At 64.3% G+C, this 22391-nt stretch carries 28 protein-coding genes and 3 pseudogenes; 20 read left to right on the top strand and 11 right to left on the bottom strand.

All coding sequences use genetic code 11. From position 1 onward, the window contains the following. Window positions 1-363: 363 nt before the first annotated feature. From proP to HU729_RS00360, 13 genes and pseudogenes are all read left to right on the top strand, one after another. Window positions 364-1863: a glycine betaine/L-proline transporter ProP gene (gene proP, locus HU729_RS00420; protein ID WP_186664046.1), complete on the top strand. Its 1500-nt coding sequence runs from the start codon at window positions 364-366 to the stop codon at window positions 1861-1863. Window positions 1864-1949: 86 nt separating this feature from the next. Beyond that, window positions 1950-3023 (top strand): helix-turn-helix domain-containing protein, encoded by a 1074-nt coding sequence (locus HU729_RS00415; RefSeq protein WP_186707788.1) that lies wholly within the window; start codon window positions 1950-1952, stop codon window positions 3021-3023. Window positions 3024-3200: 177 nt separating this feature from the next. Further along, the gene (locus tag HU729_RS00410) at window positions 3201-3686 is read left to right on the top strand and encodes a DUF2589 domain-containing protein (RefSeq protein ID WP_186707786.1); all 486 of its coding nucleotides are present in this window, start codon (window positions 3201-3203) and stop codon (window positions 3684-3686) included. Window positions 3687-3696: 10 nt separating this feature from the next. Beyond that, window positions 3697-4296 carry a DUF2589 domain-containing protein gene (locus HU729_RS00405; protein WP_063545193.1) on the top strand — a complete coding sequence of 200 codons (600 nt, stop codon included), beginning with the start codon at window positions 3697-3699 and terminating at the stop codon, window positions 4294-4296. A 93-nt stretch (window positions 4297-4389) separates the two neighbouring features. Continuing rightward, window positions 4390-4662 (top strand): hypothetical protein, encoded by a 273-nt coding sequence (locus HU729_RS00400; RefSeq protein WP_063545192.1) that lies wholly within the window; start codon window positions 4390-4392, stop codon window positions 4660-4662. Beyond that, window positions 4662-4961 carry a hypothetical protein gene (locus tag HU729_RS00395; protein WP_186707784.1) on the top strand — a complete coding sequence of 100 codons (300 nt, stop codon included), beginning with the start codon at window positions 4662-4664 and terminating at the stop codon, window positions 4959-4961. Before HU729_RS00400 ends, HU729_RS00395 begins: the two co-directional genes overlap by 1 nt. Next, window positions 4945-5178, top strand: a complete 234-nt coding sequence (locus tag HU729_RS00390) for a hypothetical protein (protein WP_186707782.1) — start codon at window positions 4945-4947, stop codon at window positions 5176-5178. The genes HU729_RS00395 and HU729_RS00390 overlap by 17 nt, the downstream gene beginning before the upstream one ends. A 32-nt stretch (window positions 5179-5210) precedes the next feature. Then, the gene (locus HU729_RS00385) at window positions 5211-5591 is read left to right on the top strand and encodes a hypothetical protein (protein WP_186707780.1); all 381 of its coding nucleotides are present in this window, start codon (window positions 5211-5213) and stop codon (window positions 5589-5591) included. Between the two features lie 103 nt (window positions 5592-5694). Further along, a complete protein-coding gene (locus HU729_RS00380; RefSeq protein WP_186664058.1) occupies window positions 5695-6477 on the top strand; it encodes a glycoside hydrolase family 19 protein in 783 nt (260 codons plus the stop codon). Window positions 6478-6543: 66 nt separating this feature from the next. Continuing rightward, window positions 6544-7071, top strand: a complete 528-nt coding sequence (locus HU729_RS00375; protein WP_186707778.1) for an EndoU domain-containing protein — start codon at window positions 6544-6546, stop codon at window positions 7069-7071. Window positions 7072-7143: 72 nt separating this feature from the next. Continuing rightward, window positions 7144-7392: a hypothetical protein gene (locus HU729_RS00370; protein ID WP_186664062.1), complete on the top strand. Its 249-nt coding sequence runs from the start codon at window positions 7144-7146 to the stop codon at window positions 7390-7392. A 99-nt stretch (window positions 7393-7491) separates the two neighbouring features. After that, window positions 7492-8316 carry a hypothetical protein gene (locus HU729_RS00365; RefSeq protein WP_186707776.1) on the top strand — a complete coding sequence of 275 codons (825 nt, stop codon included), beginning with the start codon at window positions 7492-7494 and terminating at the stop codon, window positions 8314-8316. A gap of 165 nt (window positions 8317-8481) precedes the next feature. Next, window positions 8482-8670: pseudogene (locus tag HU729_RS00360) on the top strand (aliphatic sulfonates ABC transporter substrate-binding protein); the annotation flags it as partial. 151 nt (window positions 8671-8821) lie between these two features. On the opposite strand, the gene HU729_RS00355 reads toward HU729_RS00360, so the two are convergent. Next, the gene (locus tag HU729_RS00355; protein ID WP_186664066.1) at window positions 8822-9526 is read right to left on the bottom strand and encodes an SDR family oxidoreductase; all 705 of its coding nucleotides are present in this window, start codon (window positions 9524-9526) and stop codon (window positions 8822-8824) included. A gap of 109 nt (window positions 9527-9635) precedes the next feature. Beyond that, window positions 9636-10529 (bottom strand): LysR substrate-binding domain-containing protein, encoded by an 894-nt coding sequence (locus HU729_RS00350; protein ID WP_186707774.1) that lies wholly within the window; start codon window positions 10527-10529, stop codon window positions 9636-9638. Between the two features lie 113 nt (window positions 10530-10642). Between HU729_RS00350 and HU729_RS00345 the strand changes: the two genes are divergently transcribed. Further along, window positions 10643-10966, top strand: coding sequence for a c-type cytochrome (locus HU729_RS00345; RefSeq protein WP_202883539.1), 324 nt, complete (start codon window positions 10643-10645; stop codon window positions 10964-10966). 134 nt (window positions 10967-11100) lie between these two features. Here HU729_RS00345 and HU729_RS00340 read toward each other — a convergent pair whose 3' ends face one another. Continuing rightward, window positions 11101-12015, bottom strand: coding sequence for a LysR family transcriptional regulator (locus tag HU729_RS00340; protein ID WP_186707772.1), 915 nt, complete (start codon window positions 12013-12015; stop codon window positions 11101-11103). A 68-nt stretch (window positions 12016-12083) separates the two neighbouring features. Here HU729_RS00340 and HU729_RS00335 point away from each other — a divergent pair, with 68 nt between their 5' ends. Continuing rightward, complete coding sequence (locus tag HU729_RS00335; protein ID WP_186707770.1) at window positions 12084-12866, top strand: SDR family oxidoreductase; 783 nt, start codon at window positions 12084-12086, stop codon at window positions 12864-12866. A 6-nt stretch (window positions 12867-12872) separates the two neighbouring features. Here HU729_RS00335 and HU729_RS00330 read toward each other — a convergent pair whose 3' ends face one another. Then, window positions 12873-13226, bottom strand: coding sequence for a VOC family protein (locus HU729_RS00330; RefSeq protein ID WP_186707768.1), 354 nt, complete (start codon window positions 13224-13226; stop codon window positions 12873-12875). Window positions 13227-13409: 183 nt separating this feature from the next. Here HU729_RS00330 and HU729_RS00325 point away from each other — a divergent pair, with 183 nt between their 5' ends. Then, window positions 13410-13889, top strand: coding sequence for an isochorismatase family protein (locus tag HU729_RS00325; protein ID WP_186707766.1), 480 nt, complete (start codon window positions 13410-13412; stop codon window positions 13887-13889). Between the two features lie 26 nt (window positions 13890-13915). On the opposite strand, the gene HU729_RS00320 is transcribed toward HU729_RS00325, so the two are convergent. After that, window positions 13916-14383, bottom strand: coding sequence for a RidA family protein (locus HU729_RS00320; RefSeq protein ID WP_186707765.1), 468 nt, complete (start codon window positions 14381-14383; stop codon window positions 13916-13918). A gap of 70 nt (window positions 14384-14453) precedes the next feature. Further along, window positions 14454-15206, bottom strand: a pseudogene (locus tag HU729_RS00315) (beta-ketoacyl synthase N-terminal-like domain-containing protein); the annotation flags it as partial. A gap of 186 nt (window positions 15207-15392) precedes the next feature. On the opposite strand from HU729_RS00315, the pseudogene HU729_RS00310 reads away from it, so the two are divergent. Beyond that, window positions 15393-15759, top strand: a pseudogene (locus HU729_RS00310) (helix-turn-helix domain-containing protein); the annotation flags it as partial. Here the strand turns inward: HU729_RS00310 and HU729_RS00305 are convergent. The 4 genes from HU729_RS00305 to HU729_RS00290 all read right to left on the bottom strand — a co-directional run bounded on the left by HU729_RS00305 (window position 15760) and on the right by HU729_RS00290 (window position 18181). After that, window positions 15760-16011 carry a hypothetical protein gene (locus HU729_RS00305; RefSeq protein WP_151924876.1) on the bottom strand — a complete coding sequence of 84 codons (252 nt, stop codon included), beginning with the start codon at window positions 16009-16011 and terminating at the stop codon, window positions 15760-15762. It abuts the pseudogene before it with no gap. Between the two features lie 289 nt (window positions 16012-16300). Beyond that, entirely contained in the window at window positions 16301-16714 is a 414-nt protein-coding gene (locus tag HU729_RS00300) for a GFA family protein (RefSeq protein WP_186664082.1), read from the bottom strand. After that, window positions 16665-17288 carry a carbon-nitrogen hydrolase family protein gene (locus tag HU729_RS00295; protein ID WP_202883538.1) on the bottom strand — a complete coding sequence of 208 codons (624 nt, stop codon included), beginning with the start codon at window positions 17286-17288 and terminating at the stop codon, window positions 16665-16667. Before HU729_RS00295 ends, HU729_RS00300 begins: the two co-directional genes overlap by 50 nt. A 29-nt stretch (window positions 17289-17317) precedes the next feature. Further along, a complete protein-coding gene (locus HU729_RS00290; protein WP_186707883.1) occupies window positions 17318-18181 on the bottom strand; it encodes a sensor domain-containing diguanylate cyclase in 864 nt (287 codons plus the stop codon). Between the two features lie 314 nt (window positions 18182-18495). Here HU729_RS00290 and HU729_RS00285 point away from each other — a divergent pair, with 314 nt between their 5' ends. From HU729_RS00285 to HU729_RS00275, 3 genes are all read left to right on the top strand, one after another. Then, complete coding sequence (locus HU729_RS00285; protein WP_186707762.1) at window positions 18496-19314, top strand: transporter substrate-binding domain-containing protein; 819 nt, start codon at window positions 18496-18498, stop codon at window positions 19312-19314. An 85-nt stretch (window positions 19315-19399) separates the two neighbouring features. Next, complete coding sequence (locus HU729_RS00280) at window positions 19400-21589, top strand: OsmC domain/YcaO domain-containing protein (protein ID WP_186707760.1); 2190 nt, start codon at window positions 19400-19402, stop codon at window positions 21587-21589. A 164-nt stretch (window positions 21590-21753) separates the two neighbouring features. Then, the gene (locus HU729_RS00275) at window positions 21754-22152 is read left to right on the top strand and encodes an NUDIX domain-containing protein (RefSeq protein WP_186664088.1); all 399 of its coding nucleotides are present in this window, start codon (window positions 21754-21756) and stop codon (window positions 22150-22152) included. A gap of 42 nt (window positions 22153-22194) precedes the next feature. On the opposite strand, the gene HU729_RS00270 is transcribed toward HU729_RS00275, so the two are convergent. Further along, window positions 22195-22368 carry a DUF2986 domain-containing protein gene (locus HU729_RS00270; RefSeq protein ID WP_186707758.1) on the bottom strand — a complete coding sequence of 58 codons (174 nt, stop codon included), beginning with the start codon at window positions 22366-22368 and terminating at the stop codon, window positions 22195-22197. Window positions 22369-22391 lie beyond the last annotated feature (23 nt).

Here is a 22391-nt window from a genome sequence, read left to right as displayed (position 1 = left end):
CGCGAGGATGTGCCAGGTCGATAGGCAGGTCTTCGCGAATGCGCCCCGGGTGGGCATCCATCACGATCACTCGGTCACCCAGGTACAGCGCTTCTTTGATGTCATGGATGACCTATACCCAGACATTGCTCGCTCATTCGCCGCGTTGCACCTGTGTCCTGCAGGTGCGGCGGCGTACCTCTGTAGCAGCGGACACCAGGAAAAAATCATCAAGCGCGGAATTATTTAGTGTCCATTTGTATCTGACCCCATAGGGCCCGTTGCCACTATTGCTTTGGCTGCGTGGCCAAAAACCGTTCGCCCGCCCGATCTGCCCCGGGGACAGCGGATTGTCACGACAGGTCAGCTACAGAGTAAGCACTTATGAAATCACGCAAGAGAGTCAAGCCGATCGGCTTGAAAGACATCACCATCGTCGACGACGCCAAGATGCGCAAGGCGATCACCGCCGCGGCGCTCGGCAACGCCATGGAGTGGTTCGACTTCGGCGTCTACGGCTTCGTCGCCTACGCCCTGGGCAAGGTGTTCTTCCCCAACGCCTCGCCCAGCGTGCAGATGATCGCGGCTCTGGCTACCTTCTCGGTGCCTTTCCTGATCCGGCCGCTGGGCGGTCTGTTCTTTGGCGCCCTGGGTGACCGCTACGGTCGCCAGAAAGTCCTGGCGGCGACCATCGTCATCATGTCGCTGAGCACCTTCGCCATTGGCCTGATACCGTCCTATGCCTCGATCGGCATCTGGGCGCCGATCCTGCTGTTGCTGGCCAAGATGGCCCAGGGCTTCTCGGTCGGCGGCGAGTACACCGGCGCCTCGATCTTCGTCGCCGAGTACGCCCCGGACCGCAAGCGCGGCTTCCTCGGCAGCTGGCTGGACTTCGGCTCGATCGCAGGCTTCGTGCTGGGTGCCGGTATGGTGGTGATGATCTCGGCCATCGTCGGCGAGGAGAAATTCCTCGACTGGGGCTGGCGCCTGCCGTTCCTGGTCGCGCTGCCGCTGGGCATCATCGGCCTCTACCTGCGCCACGCCCTGGAGGAGACGCCAGCCTTCCAGCAGCACGTCGACAAGCTCGAGCAGGGTGATCGCGAAGGCCTGGCCTCGGGGCCCAAGGTGTCGTTCAAGGAGGTGGCCACCAAGCACTGGCGCAGCCTGCTGACCTGCATCGGTGTGGTGATCGCGACCAACGTCACCTACTACATGCTGCTCACCTACATGCCCAGCTACCTGTCGCACAACCTGCACTACAGCGAAGACCACGGCGTGCTGATCATCATCGCGATCATGGTCGGGATGCTGTTCGTGCAGCCGGTGATCGGCTTCCTCAGCGACAAGGTCGGCCGACGTCCCTTCATCGTGGTAGGCAGCGTCGGCTTGTTCGTGCTGTCGATTCCGGCGTTCATGCTGATCAACAGCGGCAGCCTCGGGGTGATCTTCGCCGGTTTGCTGATCCTGGCGGTGCTGCTGAACTTCTTCATCGGTGTGATGGCCTCGACCTTGCCGGCGATGTTCCCCACCCACATCCGCTACAGCGCCCTGGCGAGCGCCTTCAACATCTCGGTGCTGATCGCCGGCCTCACCCCGACCATCGCCGCCTGGTTGGTGGAAAGCACCGACAACCTGTACATGCCGGCCTACTACCTGATGGTCATCGCCGTGATCGGCCTGCTCACCGGGCTGACCATGAAAGAGACCGCCAACAAGCCGCTGCGCGGCGCGGCGCCTGCGGCCTCGGACCTGGAGGAAGCCAAGGAACTGCTGCAGGAGCACCACGACACCATCGAGCAGAAGATCGAGGACATCGACGAGCAGATCGCCGAACTCGAGGCCAAGCGCAAGGTGCTGGTGCAACAGCATCCGCGGATCGAATGAGTCAGGAAGTGATGATGGCAAAATGATGCAGCCCCCTCGGGAGTGAACCAACTTTCCGGCTCCACTATGGACAGTGAGTCGGAACCATGGAATCAACCCTTACCCCGCAATCGCAAACCCCAGCAGCGCAGGACACTGCGCTGCTGCCCACCTTCAGCAGCTCTGCTACGCACACCTCGGTCCAGGATCTGGCCCACTGGCAGTTGCTCGCCAGCGTGCTGTTCGATGTCGGTGCTCGCAGAGCCACGCCTTTTCGCACTTCCCTGACGTTCTACCACTTCAGTCGTTTTCTGTTTTGCAGCGGCCATCTGGACGCAGCCCGTTATCGGCGCGACAGCACCCGCCTGGGGTGGTGCGACCTCGATCACTACCTGTTGCACTTGCCACTGCAGCGTGGCCTGGCCTGCGCCAATGGCCTGCGGGTGCGCCCGTGGGACGTGGTGTTGCTTGATCTGGCGCAACCGGCCACGTTCAGCATGGCGGCCAGTGAGGGGATCAGCCTGCTCATACCGCGCACAGCGCTATCGCTGCTGTTGTTCGACGCCGGCCAGTTGCATGGCCTGGTGCTGCGTCGGGAGACGGCCGCCGGTATGTTGCTGGCGCGTCTGTTGTCGTCGCTGGAGGCCACCGCGCCGCAGCTGGGCATGGATGAAGCGCTACGTCTGGCCTTGCCGCTACTGGGGATGGTCGCGGCCTGCCTGGCCAAGGCCATGGCTGGCCAGGCGCAGGTCCAGGTCGCAGGCCAGGCTGACCTGGGGCGTCGTGTACGCCTGCACATCGAACGCAACCTGCACCGTGAAGACCTCACCCCGGCGGTGCTGGCCAAGGAAGTCGGCACTTCGCGCAGCCAGCTGTACCGCTCGTTCGAGCGCTTCGGCGGGGTGCGCCACTACCTGCTGCAACGCCGCCTGCGTCGCTGCCTGTTCGCCCTGTGCGACAGCACCAACGCCGGTCGGCGCATCGGCGACCTGGCCTACGACCACGGCTTTGTCGACGAAACCCATTTCAGTCGCCTGTTCCGCAAGGCGTTCGGTCTCTCGCCGCGGGCTGCGCGTACGGCGCTGAACAATGGCGGCGTCTCGGGATTCTGCTGCCTGGTGCCGGCCAATGGCGAGCGGCCTGTGCTCGATCACTGGATCAGGGAACTGATCCATGGCTGAGTGCACGGCCAGATGAACCTGGGACGCACATCCAGGTTTTCGGGACGCCCATGCCGGGACGGCGCCTGTCACTGGCCATAACCTGAGCTCACCCACCCACAACAGGTGTCAGCCGCAGATGGCCCGTTCCCGTGACGGCCCGCGCCCGGCACCGACAATCGACAAGGAGCGTCTGTCGTGGCGAACCACTCCCTTCATCACTTGATCCAGAGCATTGCCGGTGCCGTGGCCGAGGCCCAGGACAAGATCCAGCGCTTCCAGATGGCGACCGTGCGCCAGTACTTCGATGACGACAACCGTCCGGTCAGTGTCGATGTGCGCCTGCCGCTGCAGTCGCCCGATGCCAAGGAGGGCGAGGAGCGCCTGGTACGGGTGCCCCTGCTGTCGCTGGTCGGCTCGCGTTTGCTGACCGTCAAGGACATGCAGATCGACTTCGAGGTCGGCCTGCATGCCGATCACCGTGAGCCGAGCGCTGCACAGGCCGGCGAGGTCGACCCCGACTCGCCGTGGCCGACCGATACACACACGCCTTTGAACGTCGATATGGGCGTTCGCCGAAATGGTGAAGGCGGGCCAGTGGCGCGCGTCACCCTCAGAGTCGAAACCCAGCCCTCGTCCGAGGGCATGGCGCGACTGATCCACAACCTCGATAAATTGATCTAGGAGAGACGTCATGTCTGACTTTGTTATGGGTAACCAATTCCGCGGCCTGCCGATGGCAGACCTGATCGGTGCCCCCCTGAGCGCCGCCTGCGACGCTCAGGTCCGCCTGGCCAATGCCACCGCGAACTTCATCAAGGTGATTGGCTTCCTGCCCCCGGCCGACCCGGCCAACGCCGGCCCCAACGATGTCGGCGACATCCGCAACGTGTCGTTCCGCTACGACCGTTCGGCACCGACCGAAGACGATCCGGCCGCCATCGAAAAAGTCGAGCTGCAGCTGCCGCTGCTGGCGGTGGTGAAGGTGCCCAACCTTGCGATCAACAAGGTGGACATCAGCTTCGACATGGAGGTGCGCAACTCCGAGCAGTCACGCGACACCGAAGACCGCTCCGGCAGCTTCTCCGCCGAGGCCAAGTTGGGCTGGGGGCCGTTCAGCGCCAAGGTCAACGTGTCCGGTTCGGTGGCCTCGCACAAGGAGAACACCCGTTCCACCGACCAGTCGGCGAAGTACCACGTCGAGGTCCATGCCGTGGACGATGGCATGCCTGAAGGCCTGGCGCGGGTGATGGACATCATCGCCCAGTCGGTCACGCCCAAGATCGCCGCGTGATGCGCGGATGTCCTGAGCGACACGCTGGCGAGGGATGGGCCTGATCCGCAGGCCGACGCTGGCAACCAGTTTTTCCGGAGAGGGAATGCCGTGATGTTTGATTTGACGGATGTTGGATATGTGAAGCGCATCGTGGTCGGCAGCCTCGATCCGGAAAAGCTGACCCCGGAGGAGGCGGTCGAGGCACAGGCCGCATTGCTCAACCGCTGCCTGAGCGGCACGCCGCGCGGGCGGGTGCTGGGCATCGAGAAGAGCTTCAAGCTGCTCAACATCGGCGAGCACCAGGTCGTGCTGCAGGCATTGACCTACCACGTCGGTTTCGCCCGCAGGCCCTACTGGCTGACGGACGAGGCGGAGCAATCGTGATGGGCAGCCTGGAACAGTTCGTGATGGCGCTGGGCGCCGAGATGCAGCGTGCGCAGCAGGCCTGCAATCGACTATGGCCGGGCACCCAGGTGGCTTCGTTGAGCCTGGTGCTGGACGCCACGGTGGAGCAGGTCGGGGACGGTCTGGCGTTGCGTGTCGGCGGTACGCCTGCACGCGGACGGGGCAGTCATGCGTTGAGCATCGAGGTGCCGGGCTATGGCAACGAGGCCATCGTCGTGCGCGTGGATGGCGAGCTGCTGGGGATCTACAGGAGGCCAGGCGATGAGCAGGCGCAATGACCGTTCGATGCTGTTGGTTCTATCCCCGGAGGAGGGCAGTGCCTTGAAATCGATCATCGATCTGAAGTCGGTTGGCAGCCGCAGGATGTCCGGCCCCAGGCGACTGGTGATCGGCATCGGTGCCGGCCTGCTGGTAGCGCTGATGGTACTGGGCCTGGTGCGTCCGGAGTTGGCGATCGCCATCGCCGAATGGGCGGGCTTGCTGTTGGCGTTCTGAACATGTGCATTCATTCAACAAGGAGAGTCGAGATGAAATCCACCCTTGCAACACTGGCTGGTGCACTGGCACTGGCGACACTGCTGCCGGCGTTTGCCGAGCAGAAATTCGTCGGGCAGTTCGAGACCGACGACGAGTTGCTCGACCTGATCCTGGTCATTCCCGACGAGGGACGTGAAGGGAAAGGCCGACTGCGCATCGATACCTGGTCGTGCAATCTGGAGTTGGGCTCGCCATCCCGGATCGCCGATGCCATTCGCTACCCCATCACCAAGGCCGATGCTGGCTACTGCGCCGCGCTGGACAAGGGCTACGTGCTCGGTTGGCCGGTCGGCAACGATCTTCAGGTCCAGGTGTTCAGCCGCAACAAGAAGGACAGGTTCGGCGCTCGCCTGACCCTCGTTCGCAAGTAGCGGCCAGACCCGCTCGACCCACCGCAATCCCTATCGAAACCAGCGCAAGGCAGGCAATCGCCGTCGCCGACGGGAAAGTCGTGCCCGCTGCAAGGAGGCAAGCATGTGCATCAAGCAATCGGTTGGTGAAGGTGGCAACAACGACAAGGGCGATGTCCGCACCCTGCAGTTGTTGCTCAACATGAACAGCGGGCGCGGCGAATTCGTCTGTGCCCTGGTTACCGACGGGCTCTGGGGGCCGGGCTCGCGCACGGCCCTGAAGCGCTACCAGGAACTCCAGGGCATTGCCCAGAGCAAGACGGTCAGCGCCAACGACAACACCTTGAACGCCCTGCGCGCAGGCCTGCCGTCGACGATCGGCACGGCGACCTTGTGGGCGGTGCTGATCCATGCGACCGGCGCCAAGGTCGAGGCGTTTCGACAGCCCATCCTCGATGTGTTCGCTCGCTACAAGATCGACACGCCACTGCGCCAGGCGCACTTCCTGGCGCAGATCGCTCATGAAAGCGGGTGCCTGCTCTACACCGAGGAAATCGCCAGCGGCAGCGCCTATGAAGGGCGCAAGGACCTGGGCAACACCCAGTCGGGCGACGGCAAGCGTTTCAAGGGACGAGGCCTGATCCAGCTGACCGGGCGGGCCAACTACCGCCAGTACGGCCAGGCCTGCGGGCGCGACTTCGAACTCAAGGATGCGCCCACCCTGGTCAGTACCGACCCGTTCCTGGCGGTGGATGTCGCGGGCTGGTTCTGGGACAGCCGCAAGCTCAACACCTACGCCGACAAAGACGACGTGAAGGAAGTCACCCGCCGCATCAACGGCGGCTTCAACGGCCTCGACGACCGCATCGCCTACCTGACCCGCGCCAAGTGGCTGCTGGGGCTGTGACCGCTTTGCCGGGCACTCGCCCGAGCAACGCATCAATGATTCAACCCAACGAAAAGGAGCTTCACGATGAACAAGCGTATTGTCAGAAACTGCACACGCCTGGCCCTGGTCAGCCTGGTGAGCCTGGCCGGCATCGGTGCCGCCCAGGCCGACCCGACCTGCAGCAAGGGAATCCTGGCCGGCACCCCGCGGATCAATGCCCAGCACATCTTCTGCGGTGAGGTCAGCGCACCTGACGTTGCCAAGGGCTTCCACAGCCGTCCGGGCGGGATCAACCCCGACAGCGTCAGCAATGCACCGGCCGGAACGCACGGCGCGGGTGATATCTACACCTTGAAGAACTTCACCATCGCCGAGGGTGCCAGAAGCGGGACGAAGAGCATTTCCACGATGTTCCCCGATCGCTGCACCGAGACCCAGGTGATCGCGGCGGTGCGCAATGCCTACGCCACCAAGGTCCAGGATGCCTCGAACAAGAGCAAGTATGTGGGCTCGTCGGGGACCGAGTGCCAGAAGGGCACACCGGCCGCTGCGTTCGATATCGTGTTCTATTTGAACGGCGATCTGATCAATACCGCCTATCCTAAACCCTGATTGCATCCACTCGTCGCCACGGGGCAGGTACCCGTGGCGACCGTTTTTTTACCGTGCGACAGGAGTACGCCCATGACCGTTTCCGATGGCTTGCAGGCATTCATCGCCGAAGAGTTGACTCGCGAAAGCATCGATACCCTGCTGGAAAAGGCAGAGGCCGTGCGCTACGGATCGGCCGATGTCACCTACAGTGGCAACGCCTTCCTGGTGACTTTCGAGGCGGACACCGCTGTGCTGCGCCATCACCACGTGGCTGACTGGCCGGTAGTGCGGGTTCCACTGGCCGAGTTCATTCAGCGCTTGCGCGAGTGGGCCGAGTAGGGTGATCCGAGAGCGTTTCATGCGATGATGGCCAGCCGCTTTTAGCCGGGACACCCCAAGCACAGGGCGGCTGCCTTCGACCAACCATGGATGATCATCGTGTTCAAACCGCTACTCCCTCTCGCCCTGAGCGCCCTGTTCCTGGGCGGCTGTGCCGGCCACTCGCCGAGCAAAGACCAGGTTTCCCTGCGCACCGACAAGGGTGCGATCGTCGGTATCTGGGCGATGATGCCGCTGAAGAACGGCATCGCCAACGTCGCCGAATACAAGGCTGACGGCAAGGTGCTGCTGCACCCGTTCAACTGCGCCGAGCCCAAGACCCAGGCCGTAGAAGTCTCCGACTACAAGGTCGCGGAGGACGGCAGTTCGATCCACGTTCAGTCCGAGGCGCGTGCGTTCGACCTGAAGGTCTTGGGTTTTGCCCCGAAGGTCATGATGTTGAGCATGCCGGTCGCCGATGCCCAGCTCACCTTCCTCTACCGCAAGGTCGAGCAGGTGGCGCCGCTGTGTGACCTGTACGTCGATACCAAGGGCGAGACTGCGCGGCGCACGCCGTTTCAGGCAAGTGACTTCACCCCGGCGCCGGCGGTGCCAGCCCATGCGGGGCTGGAGCGCTATATCGGCAAGTGGGCGAGCAAGGCCGGGGCGGTGCAGATCGAGGTCGTGCGTGACGCCAGCGGCGTCTACCTCTATCACCGCCCGGACGAGAACTGGCATTACCTGTACAACAACGTGCGCTGGACCGGCGATACCCTGGCCTTCAACAGCTACGCCTACACCGAGAAGCCGGCGCTGTTCCGCCATCCCTACCACAAGACCAATACGCCCATGACCCTGGAGCCGCTGGATAACGGCCAGGTGCGCATGACCTACCTGATCGACGGCAAGCGTTTCGACAGCCTGCTGCAACGGACCAAGGACTGAGCCGAAGCCTGTAGAGGTGGGCCTCCATCATGGCGGCCTGTCTCTACAGGGTTACGACTTATAAACTAATTTGCATATTAGTTTATTACTTAAATAAATTTAATTTATTTATTGCGACTCGGTACAGTCAGTGCTCCAGCGCACGTCCACCCCCCGAGGAGCGCCATGCCGATCCGTTCCCGCCTTCTGCTGATTGCCGCCAGCCTGCTGCTGGCAACCCAGGTCTTTGCCGCCGAGCGCCTGACCCTGCGCATCGGTGACCAGAAGGGCAACATGCGCGCCCAGCTCGAAGCTGCCGATGCACTGTGCGACCTGCCCTACGACATCCACTGGGCCGAGTTTCCGGCCGCCGCACTGGCAGGGGAGCGATGAGCACACCGTGGCCCAGCAGCAGGAGACCGCCGACTTCCACCACGCCCATGGCCTGATGACGCAACGGCTGGACGTTACCCCAACCTTCGCCAAGGGTTTCAGCGTACCTGCCGACTGAGGCACGCGGCGAGGTTCATACCCCTCGGGTCAGTCCGCCATCGACCTTGATGTTCTGCCCGGTGATGTAGGCCGCGCCTTCGCTGGCCAGGAAGGCAATGGTCGCGGCGATTTCCTCGCTCTTGCCGTAGCGCTTGAGCGGCACACTGTCGCGGCGCTGCTCGGTGGCCGGCAGGCTGTCGATCCAGCCGGGTAGGACGTTGTTGATCCGCACGTTATCCTTGGCATAGGTGTCGGCGAAGATCTTGCTGAAGGCTGCAAGGCCGGCACGGAACACGGCCGAGGTCGGGAACAGGTCGCTGGGTTCGAAGGCCCAGGCGGTGGAGATGTTGATGATCACGCCGCTTTGCTGTTTCTGCATGGTCGGGGTGACCAGGCGGGTCGGGCGAATGACATTGAGCAGATAGGTGTCCATGCCCTTGTGCCAGTCGTCGTCGCTGATTTCCAGGATCGGCGCGCGCGGGCCATGGCCTGCGCTGTTGACCAGCACGTCGATGCGCCCCCATTTCTCCAGCACGGTGCCGACCAAGCGTTGCAGGTCGTCGTTGGACTGGTTGCTGCCGGTCACGCCGATGCCACCCAGTTCGCTGGCCAGGGCCTCGCCCTTGCCCGATGAAGACAGGATTGCCACCTTGAATCCGTCTGCGGCCAGGCGCCGCGCCGCGGCTGCACCCATGCCGCTACCGCCGGCGGTGATGATCGCTACTTTTTCTACTGACATGTGACCTCCAATGGAATGCTTGGCTGATGTGATGGGATCAGCCTAGCACCCGTATGCCGCTGGCAGGGAGGCAGCAGGGGTTTGTCGATTCAGTAGAAAATCTATTGCCTCAGGGCCTTTCCACCTGCTCCAGCAGCCAGCCGCGAACCACGTCCAGAGCGGTAGGCGTGCCGCCCCTGCGGGGCCAGACCAGATAGAAGTGCTTGTCCATCTCCAGCGCCTGCTCGAACACCTGCACCAGCCGCCCGGTCTGCAGGTCTTCCTGCACGAACAGTTCGCTGGACAGCGCCAGCCCTTGCCCGGCCACGGCGGCTTCGATGGCCAGCGAGGTCTGGTTGAAACGCACGTTCTTCGGCATCGGCTGTGTCGGCTGGCCGAACAGCTGGGTGATGAATTCAGGCCAGAAATTATGCGCATCGTGCAGCAGCAGGAAATGCTGCAACTGCTCGAGGCTGTGCGGTGCACCCCATTGCGCCAGCAGTGCAGGGCTGGCCACCGCGACCACCCGCTGCCTGAGCAGCAGTTCAGTGTTGAGCCCGGCGCCGAAAGGCGGATGGCCGTAGCGCACGGCAAGGTCCACGCCGTCGGCCTGGAAGTGCGACAGGCGATCGGTGGCCAGCACCCGCAGGTCGATCTCGCCATGGGCCTCGGTGAACGAACTCAGCCGTGGGATCAGCCATTTCGAGGCGAAGGTCGGGGTGACGCTGACGGTGAGGTGAAGGTTGTCCGGGCGCAGTGCCGCAGTGGCTTCGCCGATCAGGGCCAAGGCGTTGCGAATACTGTGGCTGTAGCCCAAGCCCGCGTCGGTCAGGCGCAAACCACGTGGCAGACGTTCGAACAGCCTGATGCCCAGGCTCGCCTCCAGCCCCCGTACCTGCTGGGCCACGGCAGCCTGGGTGACACCCAGCTCCTCGGCCGCCAGGCGGAAATTCAGGTGGCGCGAGACAACTTCGAACACACGCAGGGCATTGAGTGGGGGGAGGGCGGTCGGGCCTTCGGTCATGGTCGTGTCTGCTGGTGGGGATCGAGGGAGGATAACAGTTTGCGCCGCCAGCCCTGTTGCAGGAACGGTGTAACCGGTACCCTCGACGGCCCACCGTTTTCAGGAGCATGCCCATGCCTATGCCTATGCCTCGAGGTGCCGTGATCGCAGCCGGGCTGCTGCTGTTCGCCAGTGCACAGGTGCTCGCCGAGCCCCCTGCCGTGATGCAGCGCTACGCCTGCAGCGCTTGCCACCAGTTGGATGTGCGGGCCGTGGGCCCGTCCTGGCGAGAGATTGCCGCGCGTTATCGCGATGGCAGCAAGGGCACCGGGCAGCTGGTGCAAAGCATTCGGCAGGGCAGCCGGGGGCAATGGGGCGTGGTGCCGATGCCGCCACAGGCGCAAGCCCGCGAGGAAGATTTGCAGGCCATTACCCAGTGGATTCTCGAACAGCGCTGAGTGCTGGGTTGACTATCCTGAAAATCGCAATTAAGCGTCCTGATTTATCCTTCTTATCGAGACGATCCTGAACGCATAACCTGTGCCTCACCGACATCCGGCGAGGCCGTCAGCCCATGCAGCAAGTCCCTGTCTCACGTGCCCTCGCGGCACGCCTGCTCTGCCACTTCCCGAGCCAGTGCGAGAAACGCGGTCATGCCTGCCGAGGGATTGCGCCGCCCCGCGTAGTACAGGCACAGCCCCGGCAGTGGTGGCGTCCAGTCGTCCAGCACGCGCACCAGGCGACCGGCCGCGATGTCCTCGCGCACATCCTGTTCCATGAAGTAGCCAAGGCCCACGCCAGCCATGACGGCAGTACGTGCCAGGCTGGCCTCATCCAGGGTGATTGGCCCTTGCACCTCGATCTGCTGTGCGCTGTTGCCGTTGGCGAAGCGCCAGCGGAACAGTGCGCCATCGGGCAGGCGCACGCGGATGCAACTGTGGCGCTGCAGGTCGGCTGGCAGCCTTGGCGTGCCCCGCGCGGCCAGGTAGGCAGCGGAGGCGACCACGGCATAGCGCTGCGGCCGGCCGAGGGACAGGCTGATCATGTCACTGGGCACCAGGTCGGCGACCCGCACGCCCAGGTCGAAACCGTCGGCGACGATATCCACCAGCCGCCCCTCGGTGACCAGGTCCACCTGCATCTGCGGATAGCGCCGCAGGAACTCCAGTACCAGCGGCCCGATGATCTCGCGTGCGGCGAAGGCCGCAGCGTTGATGCGCAGCATGCCGCTGGGCTGTTCGCGCTGGGCGCGTACCACCTCCAGGGCGCCTTGTACCTCGCCCAGCGCCGGGGCGACGTGCTCGACGAACAGGCGTCCTGCATCGGTCAGCGACACGCTGCGCGTGGTGCGGTTGAACAGGCGCACGCCAAGGTTCGCCTCGAGCTTGCCGATGGCGTTGCTCAAGGCAGTGGTGGACATCCCCAGGTCGATGGCCGCCGCGCGAAAACTGGCGCGTCGGGCGATGGCGAGGACGGCATCGAGGTCATTGAGGCTGACGCGCTCCATGGTTCGGCTCGTTCGGACAAAAACACGATTCTATCCGCAACCCAGGTTGCTACCACCGGAGAATATCCATGAGTGATCCATCAGAAACCCTGCGCGGCAAGCGCGTACTGGTCACCGCCGGCACCAAGGGCCTGGGCAAGGCCACGGTCGAGCTGTTCGTCGAACTGGGCGCCCGGGTGCTGACCTGCGCGCGCAGCGCGCCCGCCGATGCCCCTCAGGCGTCGTTCGTCAGCGCCGACCTCACCACCCTCGCGGGGTGCGAGCAGTTGGCGGGCGAGGTCGAGCGGCAACTGGGCGGGGTCGATGTCATCGTTCATGTGCTGGGCGGGTCCAGCGCACCGGCCGGGGGCTTTGCCGCACTGGGCGAGGCGCATTGGCAACAGGAACTGGACCTCAACCTGCTGCCTGCCGTGCGCCTGGATCGCGCCCTGTTGCCCGGCATGCTGGCGCAGGGCGGCGGGGTGATCGTTCACGTCACCTCGATCCAGCACCATCTGCCGCTGCCGGAGGCCACCACCGCCTACGCGGCGGCCAAGGCGGCGCTGTCGACCTACAGCAAGAGCCTGTCCAAGGAAGTCGCGCCCAAGGGCGTGCGCGTGGTGCGGGTCGCGCCCGGCTGGATCGAGACCGAGGCCTCGGTAGCCCTGGCCGAGCGCCTGGCCAGCGAGGCGGGCACCGATTACGAGGGTGGCAAGCGCATCATCATGCAGGCCTTGGGCGGCATCCCCCTGGGTCGGCCCGCCAGCCCTAAGGAGGTGGCCAACGTCATCGGCTTCGTGGCCTCGCCTGTCGCAGCAGCGGTGACCGGCACCGAATTCGTGGTGGATGGGGGGACCATTCCGACTGCCTGAGCCGCGTTACGAGGCGGTCCACACCGCCAGTTCGTAGCCGTCCGGGTCGATGAAGTGGAAGCGCCGACCGCCAGGGAAGGCGAAGGTGGCGCGGCTGATGCGAGCGCCGGCGGCTTCTACACGCTGTTGGGTGGCGTCGAGGTCGGCGGCGTAGAGGATGACCAGCGGCCCTCCGGGCCGTACCGCTTCGCCGGTGGTGAAACCGCCGCTCAGGCGGCCGTCGGAAAACTCGGTATAGGTAGGGCCGAAGTCGGTGAAGGTCCAACCGAACACGTTGCCGTAGAACGCCTTGCTGCGGCTGATGTCGGTGACGTTGAACTCGATGTTGTCGATCTGTCGATCCTGCCCGCGAATACCCATGTTGCCTCCTTGCGTAATGGAACGCGCAGTCTAGCGCATCAGCGCAAGCGCAGGGTCTTGGTCACGGTCTCCCCCTGCGTGCCGCTGGTCCACCTGCTCGTGGCTTACCCAAGCTCCAAGGCCTGCAACGATCGCCCACGGACGATATACTCCGCCGCCTCATGTCGTCCCCCGGAGAACCCCATGCGGCAGGCTTTGCTTATCGTCGATGTCCAGTCCACCTTCAGCCCTCCTGAGTGGCTGATCGACGGAATCCGCGCGTTGGCCGCGAAACTCCCCGCCATCGCGTCGGTCGAGTTGCACGACGAGCAGGTCACGCCTTTCCAGCAGCAACTCGGCTGGCACCCGGCGCGCGAGGACGAGAGCCTGATCGAGGCGGACGAAGTGTTCGTCAAGCATGGCTACGGGCAGACCCCCGAGGCCATCGACTACCTCAAGAAACTGGGCGTGGAGCGCGTGCTGGTCTGCGGCCTGCAGACCGAAACCTGCGTACTGGCCGCCGGCTTCGCGCTGTTCGATGCCGGGCTGAACCCGACCCTGGTCACTGACCTGACAGTGGGCTCTTCACTGGACCGCTCGGGCAAGCTGGGTATCGAGCTGTGGACCCACCATTTTCGCCAGGTGACCACGGTGGCGCAGGTGGTCGAAGGGCTTCAAGGCTGAAGGGGCTGCACGCGAGCCCCTTGCACCTACACCACCGCGATCAGGTCAATCTCCACCGCGGCATTCTTCGGCAACTGGTACACCCCCACCGAGGTGCGGGTATGCCTGCCGGCCTCGCCCAGCACCTCATGCAGGATCGCCGAAGCGCCGTTGGCCACTTCGCTCTGCTGGGTGAAATCCGCCGCCGACTGCACGAACACGCTGATCCGCGCGATTCCCTTGACCTTGTCCAGCGAGCCCAGGCTTTCGCTCAGCAGCTTCAGGCAGCGCAGGGCGCTGACCTTGGCGGCGATCTGCGCGTCGGCGAGGCTGACGTCCTCGCCCACCCGCCCCGGGTGCACCACCGTGTCGTTGACCCGCGGGATCTGCCCGCTGATGTACACCTGGTCGCCCAGGTGCAGCACTGGCACATAGTCGCCGCCGATCTTCAGCGGGCCATCGAACGAATAACCCAGCGCCTGCAGAGCGGCTTCATAGCGGTCGTGTCTGGACATCGGTAGTGCTCCCTGGTGTGCTCGATGCGATGGCCAAGACTAATCAAACGCCTGCGTGCCGACCAGTGGCTCAACCCTCCCAGCGCTTGAAAATCACGCTGGCATTGACGCCACCGAAACCGAAGCCTTTGGACAGCGCGTATTCGGTATCCAGCGGACGTGGTTGGCCTGCGGCAATGTCCAGCCCGGCAGCTGCCGGGTCAGGGTCGACCAGGTTGAGCGTGGCCGGTGCCCGTTGGTCGCGTAGGGCAAGCACGGTGAAGATCGCCTCGATACCGCCGGCGGCGCCCAGCAAGTGGCCGGTAGCAGACTTGGTGGCACTGATCACCGGCGAAGGTACGTCGGCGAACACCGCCTTGATCGCTGCCAGTTCGCCCTTGTCGCCCACTGGTGTCGAGGTGGCGTGGGCATTGAGATGGCCCACCTGTGCGCCCTGGATACCGGCCTGGCGCAGGGCCAGGGTCATGGCGCGTCGCGCGCCGTCGCCGTCTTCCGGCCCCGAGGTGATGTGATAGGCGTCGGCGCTGGTGCCGTAGCCCACCAGTTCGGCCAGCGGCGTGGCGCCGCGTGCCAGTGCGTGCTGCAGTTCTTCGATCACCAGCAGGCCGGCGCCTTCGCCCATGACGAAGCCGTCGCGGGCTGTGTCGAACGGGCGCGAGGCCTGTTCCGGGTGCTCGTTGAAATCACTCGACAAGGCTCTCGCTGCCGCAAAGCCGGCCAGGTTGCCGAGGAAGGAGAGAATGGTGAAGGGCGACAGCTTGCGCGGGCCCTTGCTGTCGGTGGTGCGCACGGCCTCGGCAATGGCCGGGAAGCCGCCCACGCCAGTACCGATGATGGTTGCCGTGCGTTCCTGCTGTTCGACGGTTTGCGGTTGCCAGCCGGCCTGTGCCAGGGCCTCCTGCGCTGCTCCTTGGCCGGCAGTACGCGGTCCGGATCGAAGCCGGCCTCGCTGTCCTGTTGCAGGTCCGGCACCTGGCCGCCGATGCGCACCGCCAGGTCGCCGATCAGCGATTTCGCCAAAAGCCTGGAGATCGCGCCGAGCATGTTGACCCGCAGGCTCAACGCGCTGGTGGAGGCCGGCCTGCTCGAGCGCCATGCCTACAGCACCCGTCCCCTGCGCCACGAATACCTGCCCAGTGCGCGGGGGCGCGACCTGCAGGCTGTGCTCTATGCGCTGATCGCCTGGGGCAATCGGCATTTCGCGCCTGAGGCCGTCAGTGTGCAGGTGGTGGAGAAGGGGACGGGCAAGGCCTTGGCCGATGATGGTCGAGGTCGAGTCCGGGCCTGTGGTGCCCTGGTCAGCGTGCGAGCTGGTGCAGGGGCCTGGCGCCAGCGAGGGGATGCGGGCGCGGCTGCAGCGCAGTCGCGAGGGCTGATCAGCCGCGCAGGGCAGGGGCCTGGCGCAGGCCGTCGCCGGCCACTTCCACCTGGTCGGCACGCAGGATCGCAGCGCGCTGGTGTTCGTATTCCTGTTGCGACAGGCCTCGGCGTTGCAGAGCCTCGAGCTGCAACTGGCGCGTTTCCTCGGCTGTGTAGGGGCGTTGTTCGGGATGGCTGGCACAGCCGGCAAGTGCGGCGATACCAAGGGCGGCCAGGGCAGCGAGCAGCAGGCGGGCGGTGGTGTTCATCGGCGGGTTTCCTGTTTCGAAGATTCGTCTGGCGAGTCGTTGAACACAGGTTATCGAGCACGGCCGCCGGGCAGAAATCGTCGTGCTCGATAGTCACTATCGATGAGCGCGCCCGGCTCAGATCACCCGGGCACTGTGCAAGGCTTCCAGCGCCTGGCCGCGCAGGCGGGCCACATGGCCACGGAGACAGCGAAGGCGCTGATCGGCCATGTTGAGCCCATGGCCTTTGCCTGCGCCACGTCTGCCGAGGTCCAAGTGCCGGGAAGCACGGCCCGCGGGGACTACGCGGTCAATCTGGGGTTGGGGTATCACTGGTGATGTCGGGGGCGCACCAATACCACAGCGGGTCGTCGCCAACATGCACATGCTTGTGCTTGCTGGCCTCGAACGGTGTGTCCAGTGTTGCCAGTGCCACCGAAACCCAATCACTGAACGCACCTTGTGAGCGCGACCAGAACAGTGTCGATCCGCATCGGCCACAGAACTCGCGCAGCACCGAGGCCGATGAGGCATAGGCGCTGATGTCCGTGACCCCGCTCGATATCCGCAAGGCCTCCCGCGGGACACTGCCGTAGGAGGCGAACATTGCCCCGTGCGCCTTGCGGCATTGACCGCAATGGCAGTGGCTCACGGCCTTGGGACGTACCAGCAGTTCATAGGTGATCGCTGAACACAGGCAGCTTCCCTTGTACACATCGGCCATACGCGCATCCACCATCCTTGAAAAGTCCTTTGCTTGACGGCATGTGGCCGTTATCAGGCCATTGTGTCATTTCTCGCCCAGCCGTGGCGGCGACGGCCAGTGGCTGGCCAGAGGTGGAGTACGCCATGCTGTGGCCGCCAAAGCGCTGACCCTGCGCAGTCTGCCCGCTGCGGTTGGCGCTGATCACGTAGGCGCCGGAAACGATGGCAGCCATCGCGGCGGCGCAGTCCCAGTAGCGACAGTCGGTGCCGGAGGCGCGGGGGACGGCGATCAGGTCGGCGCCGTCACGTCCGTAGTGGCGGGCGCGCTCGTTGAACATCAACTCGGTACACAGCAGCACACCGAGCTTGAGCGTGCCCACCTCGATCACGTCGAATCCCGGCTTGGCGGTGGTGAACCAGGTCTGTTCATGAAAGCCTGGCTCTTCGGGGAAGAAGTGTTTCTGGTGGACGAAGCGGTAGCCTGTAGCATCCAGCACGAAGGCTTCGTTGACCAGGCGCCCGTTCGCCAGCAGCGGCCTGCTCGATAGCACGGCAGGGACGTCGAGCCTGGCCTGGGCGTCGAGGGCGGGCACTTGCAGATTCTTGCGCTTGAATCGGTGTCTCAGCTCGCTTGCGAGCGCCGCCGCTTGATCCGGTACATCTCGCCATCGGCATGGCTCAAGAGGGCATCGGCGTCGCGCCCGTCTGCTGGGTAGCAGGCGACGCCAATGCTGCAGGTCGGCATGGCGAGGCCGCCGAAGTCGGCATCCAGCGGCTCGGCCATCACAGCGACGATCTGCGCGACCTTCTCGAACACGGCGCTGTGCGACGGCAGGTCGGTGAGCAACAGGGTGAACTCGTCGCCGCCGATTCGCGCCACGGTGGCATGCGCGCCGGCGCAGCGTTCCAGGCGCTGGGCCACCAGGCGCAGGACGCGGTCGCCAGCGCTGTGGCCGTGGGTGTCGTTGATCTCCTTGAAGTCGTCGATATCGACGAACAGCAGGGCCAGGCTGCCGCCGTGCTGCTGGGCTGCCTGCAGGGCGGCATCCAGGCGGCTGTTGAACAGGGCGCGATTGGCCAGCCGGGTCAGCGGGTCGTGGTGGGCGAGAAAGCGCAGCTCTTCTTCGGCCTGGGTGAGGGCGGTGACGTTGCGCGCCACGCCGATGCGTGCGCCCACTTCTTCGGACCAGAAGGCCGCCCAGAGGATATGGACGATGCCGCCGTCCTTGCGGATGTAGCGGTTGCGAAAGTCCAAATGCGCTTGGCCGGACATGACCCGGACGATCGAGGCGCGGGTGGCGGGCAGGTCGTCGGGGTGCATGTAATGCGTGATCGGCGTGCCGATGAGTTCCTCGGCGCGGTAGCCCAGCAGCGCTTCGCAGGCATCGCTGACGAATACGATCTGGTCGTCCTGGTCGACCACGAAGACGGTGTCGAGCATCAGGTGGATCAACTTGGGGTAGAGCGCTTGCAGGTCGACGGGCATGGGGCAGGTGTCCGGGTCGTGAGACTCGATCAGGGCCAGATCGCAGAAGGGCCGACGAGTCATCCTGCGCGCGCCCGGCACCCAGGCGGTACCGGCCGATCGTTCGCGGCCACTGCACAGCCTACAGGGTCTGGCCGTTATGGCCAGCAGGGGGGTGAAAAATAGTGGCAGGCGCAGCCGAACGTGGGCAGTGATGGCATCATGCGCCGACGAATGGCATCGTGCAGCGATCATTGCTGGCACCTGTCGGTTTCTGGTCCAGACTGTCTGAACCCTGTCGCCCTTCTTGCCGCCTACCGAGACGAGGGTCACCCATGATCGAGCCCCACTTCTGCCGGACCCTGCTGCTGTCGCTCACCTGGTGCTTGCTGTCCCAGGGCGCGCTGGCGGTGGAGACGTGCGCGGGCCTGACCGCCACGGGCAACCCCGAGTATCCGCCTTACCTCTGGCGCGACCCGCAAGACCCCCAGCGGCTGATCGGCGCCAACGCCGACCTGCTCAAGCACGTGGCAGGCGAGCTTGGACTGGACGTGGAGTTGAAGTATGTCGGGCCCTGGGGGCGGGCCCAGGAAGAGGTGCGCACCGGGCGCGTCGACCTGCTGGCCGGCTACTTCCTGACCCGGGCGCGGCAGAACGAGGTGGACTTCATCGAACCGCCGTTCCTGTACACCCCCAGTGTCGTCTGGGTGCGCAGCGACAGCGCCTTCCCCTATAAGGGCTGGGACGATCTGCGCGGGCTCAAGGGTGGGGTGCTGGTCAACAACAGCCATGGCGAGCAGTTCGACGAGTTCGCCCGCACCAATCTCAACCTGGAGGCAGTGCCAGGCGCCAAGCAAGCCTTCGAGAAGCTGCTGCACAAACGCAGTGACTACGTGATCTTCGAGCAGTTTCCAGGCATGGCCCTGGCGCGTGTGCTGAACGTGGACCAGCAGGTGCAGGTGCTCGAACCGCCAGTGTCCAGCGAGGGGCTGTACCTGGCAATGTCCCATGACTCGCCGTGCAACCGGCCGCAGTTGCGTGAGCGACTGGCCGCGAAGATGAAGCAGATCGTGTCCAGCGATCTACCGGAACGCCTGGTGGCACGAAACCTTGAGCTTTGGCGTCAGCAGCAGGAGGGCGCGGCGGCGCCTTGATCCGGGCCTTGCTGGCGCGGCAAGACTTCCCGGTGAAAAACCCGGATAATGGCGCCCATTTCGTTTTACGCGCTGGTGTGCCCGCATGGAAATCAAGGTCAATTTTCTCGACAATCTCCGACTTGAAGCCAAGTTCGACGACTTCACGGTGATCGCCGATCAGCCCATTCGCTACAAGGGTGATGGCTCGGCGCCAGGTCCTTTCGACTATTTCCTGGCCTCTTCGGCCCTGTGCGCGGCGTATTTCGTCAAGCTCTACTGCCAGACTCGCGACATTCCCACCGAAAACATCCGCCTGTCGCAGAACAACATCGTCGACCCGGAAAACCGCTACAACCAGATCTTCAAGATCCAGGTCGAGCTGCCTGAAGATATCAGCGAGAAGGACCGCCAGGGCATCCTGCGCTCCATCGACCGCTGCACCGTGAAGAAAGTGGTGCAGACCGGCCCCGAGTTCATCATCGAAGAGGTCGACAACCTCGACGCCGACGCCCAGGCGCTGCTGATGCCGGTGTCCGACACCACCACCTACATTCCTGGCAAGGACCTGCCGCTGGAGCAGACCATCGCCAACATGTCGGCGATCCTGGCCGATCTGGGGATGAAGATCGAGATCGCCTCCTGGCGCAACATCGTGCCCAACGTCTGGTCGCTGCACGTGCGCGACGCGCAGTCGCCGATGTGCTTCACCAACGGCAAGGGCGCAACCAAGGAAGCTGCGCTGGCCTCGGCACTGGGCGAGTTCATCGAGCGCCTGAACTGCAACTTCTTCTATAACGATCAGTACTGGGGCGAGGACATCGCCAACGCACCGTTCGTGCACTACCCGAACGAGCAGTGGTTCATGCCTGGCCCGAAGGACGCGCTGCCGCAGGAGATCCTCGACGAGTACTGCCTGGAGATCTTCAACCCCGATGGCGAACTGCGCGGCTCGCACCTGTACGACACCAACTCGGGCAACAAGGCCCGGGGCATCTGCTCGCTGCCGTTCGTGCGCCAGTCCGACGGGCAGACGGTGTATTTCCCGTCCAACCTGATCGAAAACCTCTACCTGAGCAACGGCATGAGCGCCGGCAACACCCTGGCCGAAGCCCAGGTGCAGTGCCTGTCGGAAATCTTCGAGCGGGCGGTCAAGCGCGAAATCCTCGAAGGCGAACTGTGCCTGCCGGACGTGCCGCAAGAGGTGCTGGCCAAGTACCCGGGCATCGTCGCCGGTATCCAGGGGCTGGAGCAGCAGGGCTTCCCGGTGCTGGTCAAGGATGCCTCGCTGGGCGGTGAATTCCCGGTGATGTGCGTGACCCTCATGAACCCGCGCACCGGCGGGGTGTTCGCCTCGTTCGGCGCGCATCCAAGCTTTGAAGTGGCGCTGGAGCGCAGCCTCACCGAATTGCTCCAGGGGCGCAGCTTCGAGGGTTTGAACGATCTGCCTCAACCGACTTTCGAAAGCCACGCGTTGACCGAGCCGAACAACTTCGTCGAGCATTTCATCGACTCCAGCGGCGTAGTGTCGTGGCGCTTCTTCAGTGCCAAGGCCGACTTCGAGTTCGTCGAGTGGGACTTCTCGGGCCAGGGTGAGGACTCCAACGAGCAGGAGGCGCAGACGCTGTTCGGCATCCTGGAAGGGCTGGGCAAGGAAGCGTACATGGCTGTGTACGACGACCTCGGTGCCACCGCCTGCCGCATCCTGGTGCCGGGTTACTCGGAAATCTACCCGGTCGAGGACCTGATCTGGGACAACACCAACCGTGCGCTGGGTTTCCGTGCCGACATCCTCAACCTGCACAGCCTCGACAGCCGCTCGCTGAAGTTGCTGTACAAGCGCCTGGAGCAGGTCGAGGTGGACGAATACACCACCATCACCACGCTGATCGGCGTCGAGTTCGACGACAACACGGTGTGGGGCCAGTTGACCATCCTCGAGCTCAAGCTGCTGATCCAACTGGCGCTGCAGCGTTTCGAGGAGGCCAAGGAACTAGTGGAGATGTTCCTGCAGTTCAACGACAACACCGTCGAGCGCGGGCTGTTCTACCAGGCGCTGAACGTGGTGCTGGAAGTGGTGCTGGACGACGAGCTGGAGATGGACGACTACGTTTCCAACTTCCGGCGCATGTTCGGCAATGAGCGCATGGATGCGGCACTCGGCTCGGTGGACGGTAGCGTGCGCTTCTACGGGCTGACCCCAACCAGCCTGAAGCTCGAAGGCCTGGACCGCCACCTGCGTCTAATCGAGAGCTACAAGAAACTGCATGCGGCGCGTGCCCGGGCAGCCGGCTGACGCGTTAGCTCTGCCCCGGGAGGTCTGTTCAGCGGGCCTCCCACCCTTCCTGACATCCCTCACCGCAGCCATGTGTCTCCTGGGCTGAACTTGGCGTCATACTTGCCTGTCAATGATGTAACAAAACTGTCATATATGGCTGACACAGGTTCCCACCCGATCCGATGCCTCACGCAAACCTACCCGCCAAGCACAGAGCGACGATCATCTGCTTCCATGAGCGGCGGGTTTTGCTCGTGCGCAAGAAAGGCGGTAAATGGAATTTCCCGGGTGGCCTGATAGAGCAGGGCGAGCAGCCGCATGAAGCGGCCGCGCGCGAGTTGCATGAGGAAACCGGCCTGAGCGGCCATGGCCTGCTGCACTTGTGCACCCTGGAAGTGGCAGGGATTCTCCATCACATCTTCACCACCCACCTGCACCCCGGCGATCGGCCGTGTGCGCGCAGAGAAATTGCGGCATGCACATGGATAGAGCGCCGTGGGCTGGGGCGTGCGCCGCTGACCCCCGCGGCCGAGGCGTTGCTGGCCTGCCAGATTCCGGCGCTGTCGACCTGGGCGGCCTGAAAATACAAGCCTTGCCGATCGCGGTGGGCAAGGTTTGACGGCTCAGCCCTGCGCAGGCTGAGCCTGGGTTGGGGCATCCAGCACCGCCTCGACCTCCAACTTCAACCGGTCGGCCTTGCTGATGTACTTGGGCTTGTTGCTCCTGGGCGCCAGCTTGGCGTTGGCTTTCTTGGCGTGGGCCTTCAACAGCTGCTTGATCTTTTTCTGACGATTCATGTTCTCCACGCCCCTTGAGCGCA

Origin of the sequence: Pseudomonas sp. RW10S2, assembly GCF_014268985.1 — a bacterium.
Lineage (GTDB): Bacteria > Pseudomonadota > Gammaproteobacteria > Pseudomonadales > Pseudomonadaceae > Aquipseudomonas > Aquipseudomonas wayambapalatensis.
Note: the sequence above shows the minus strand (reverse complement) of the source record. Positions and strands in the feature narration are given on the sequence as shown.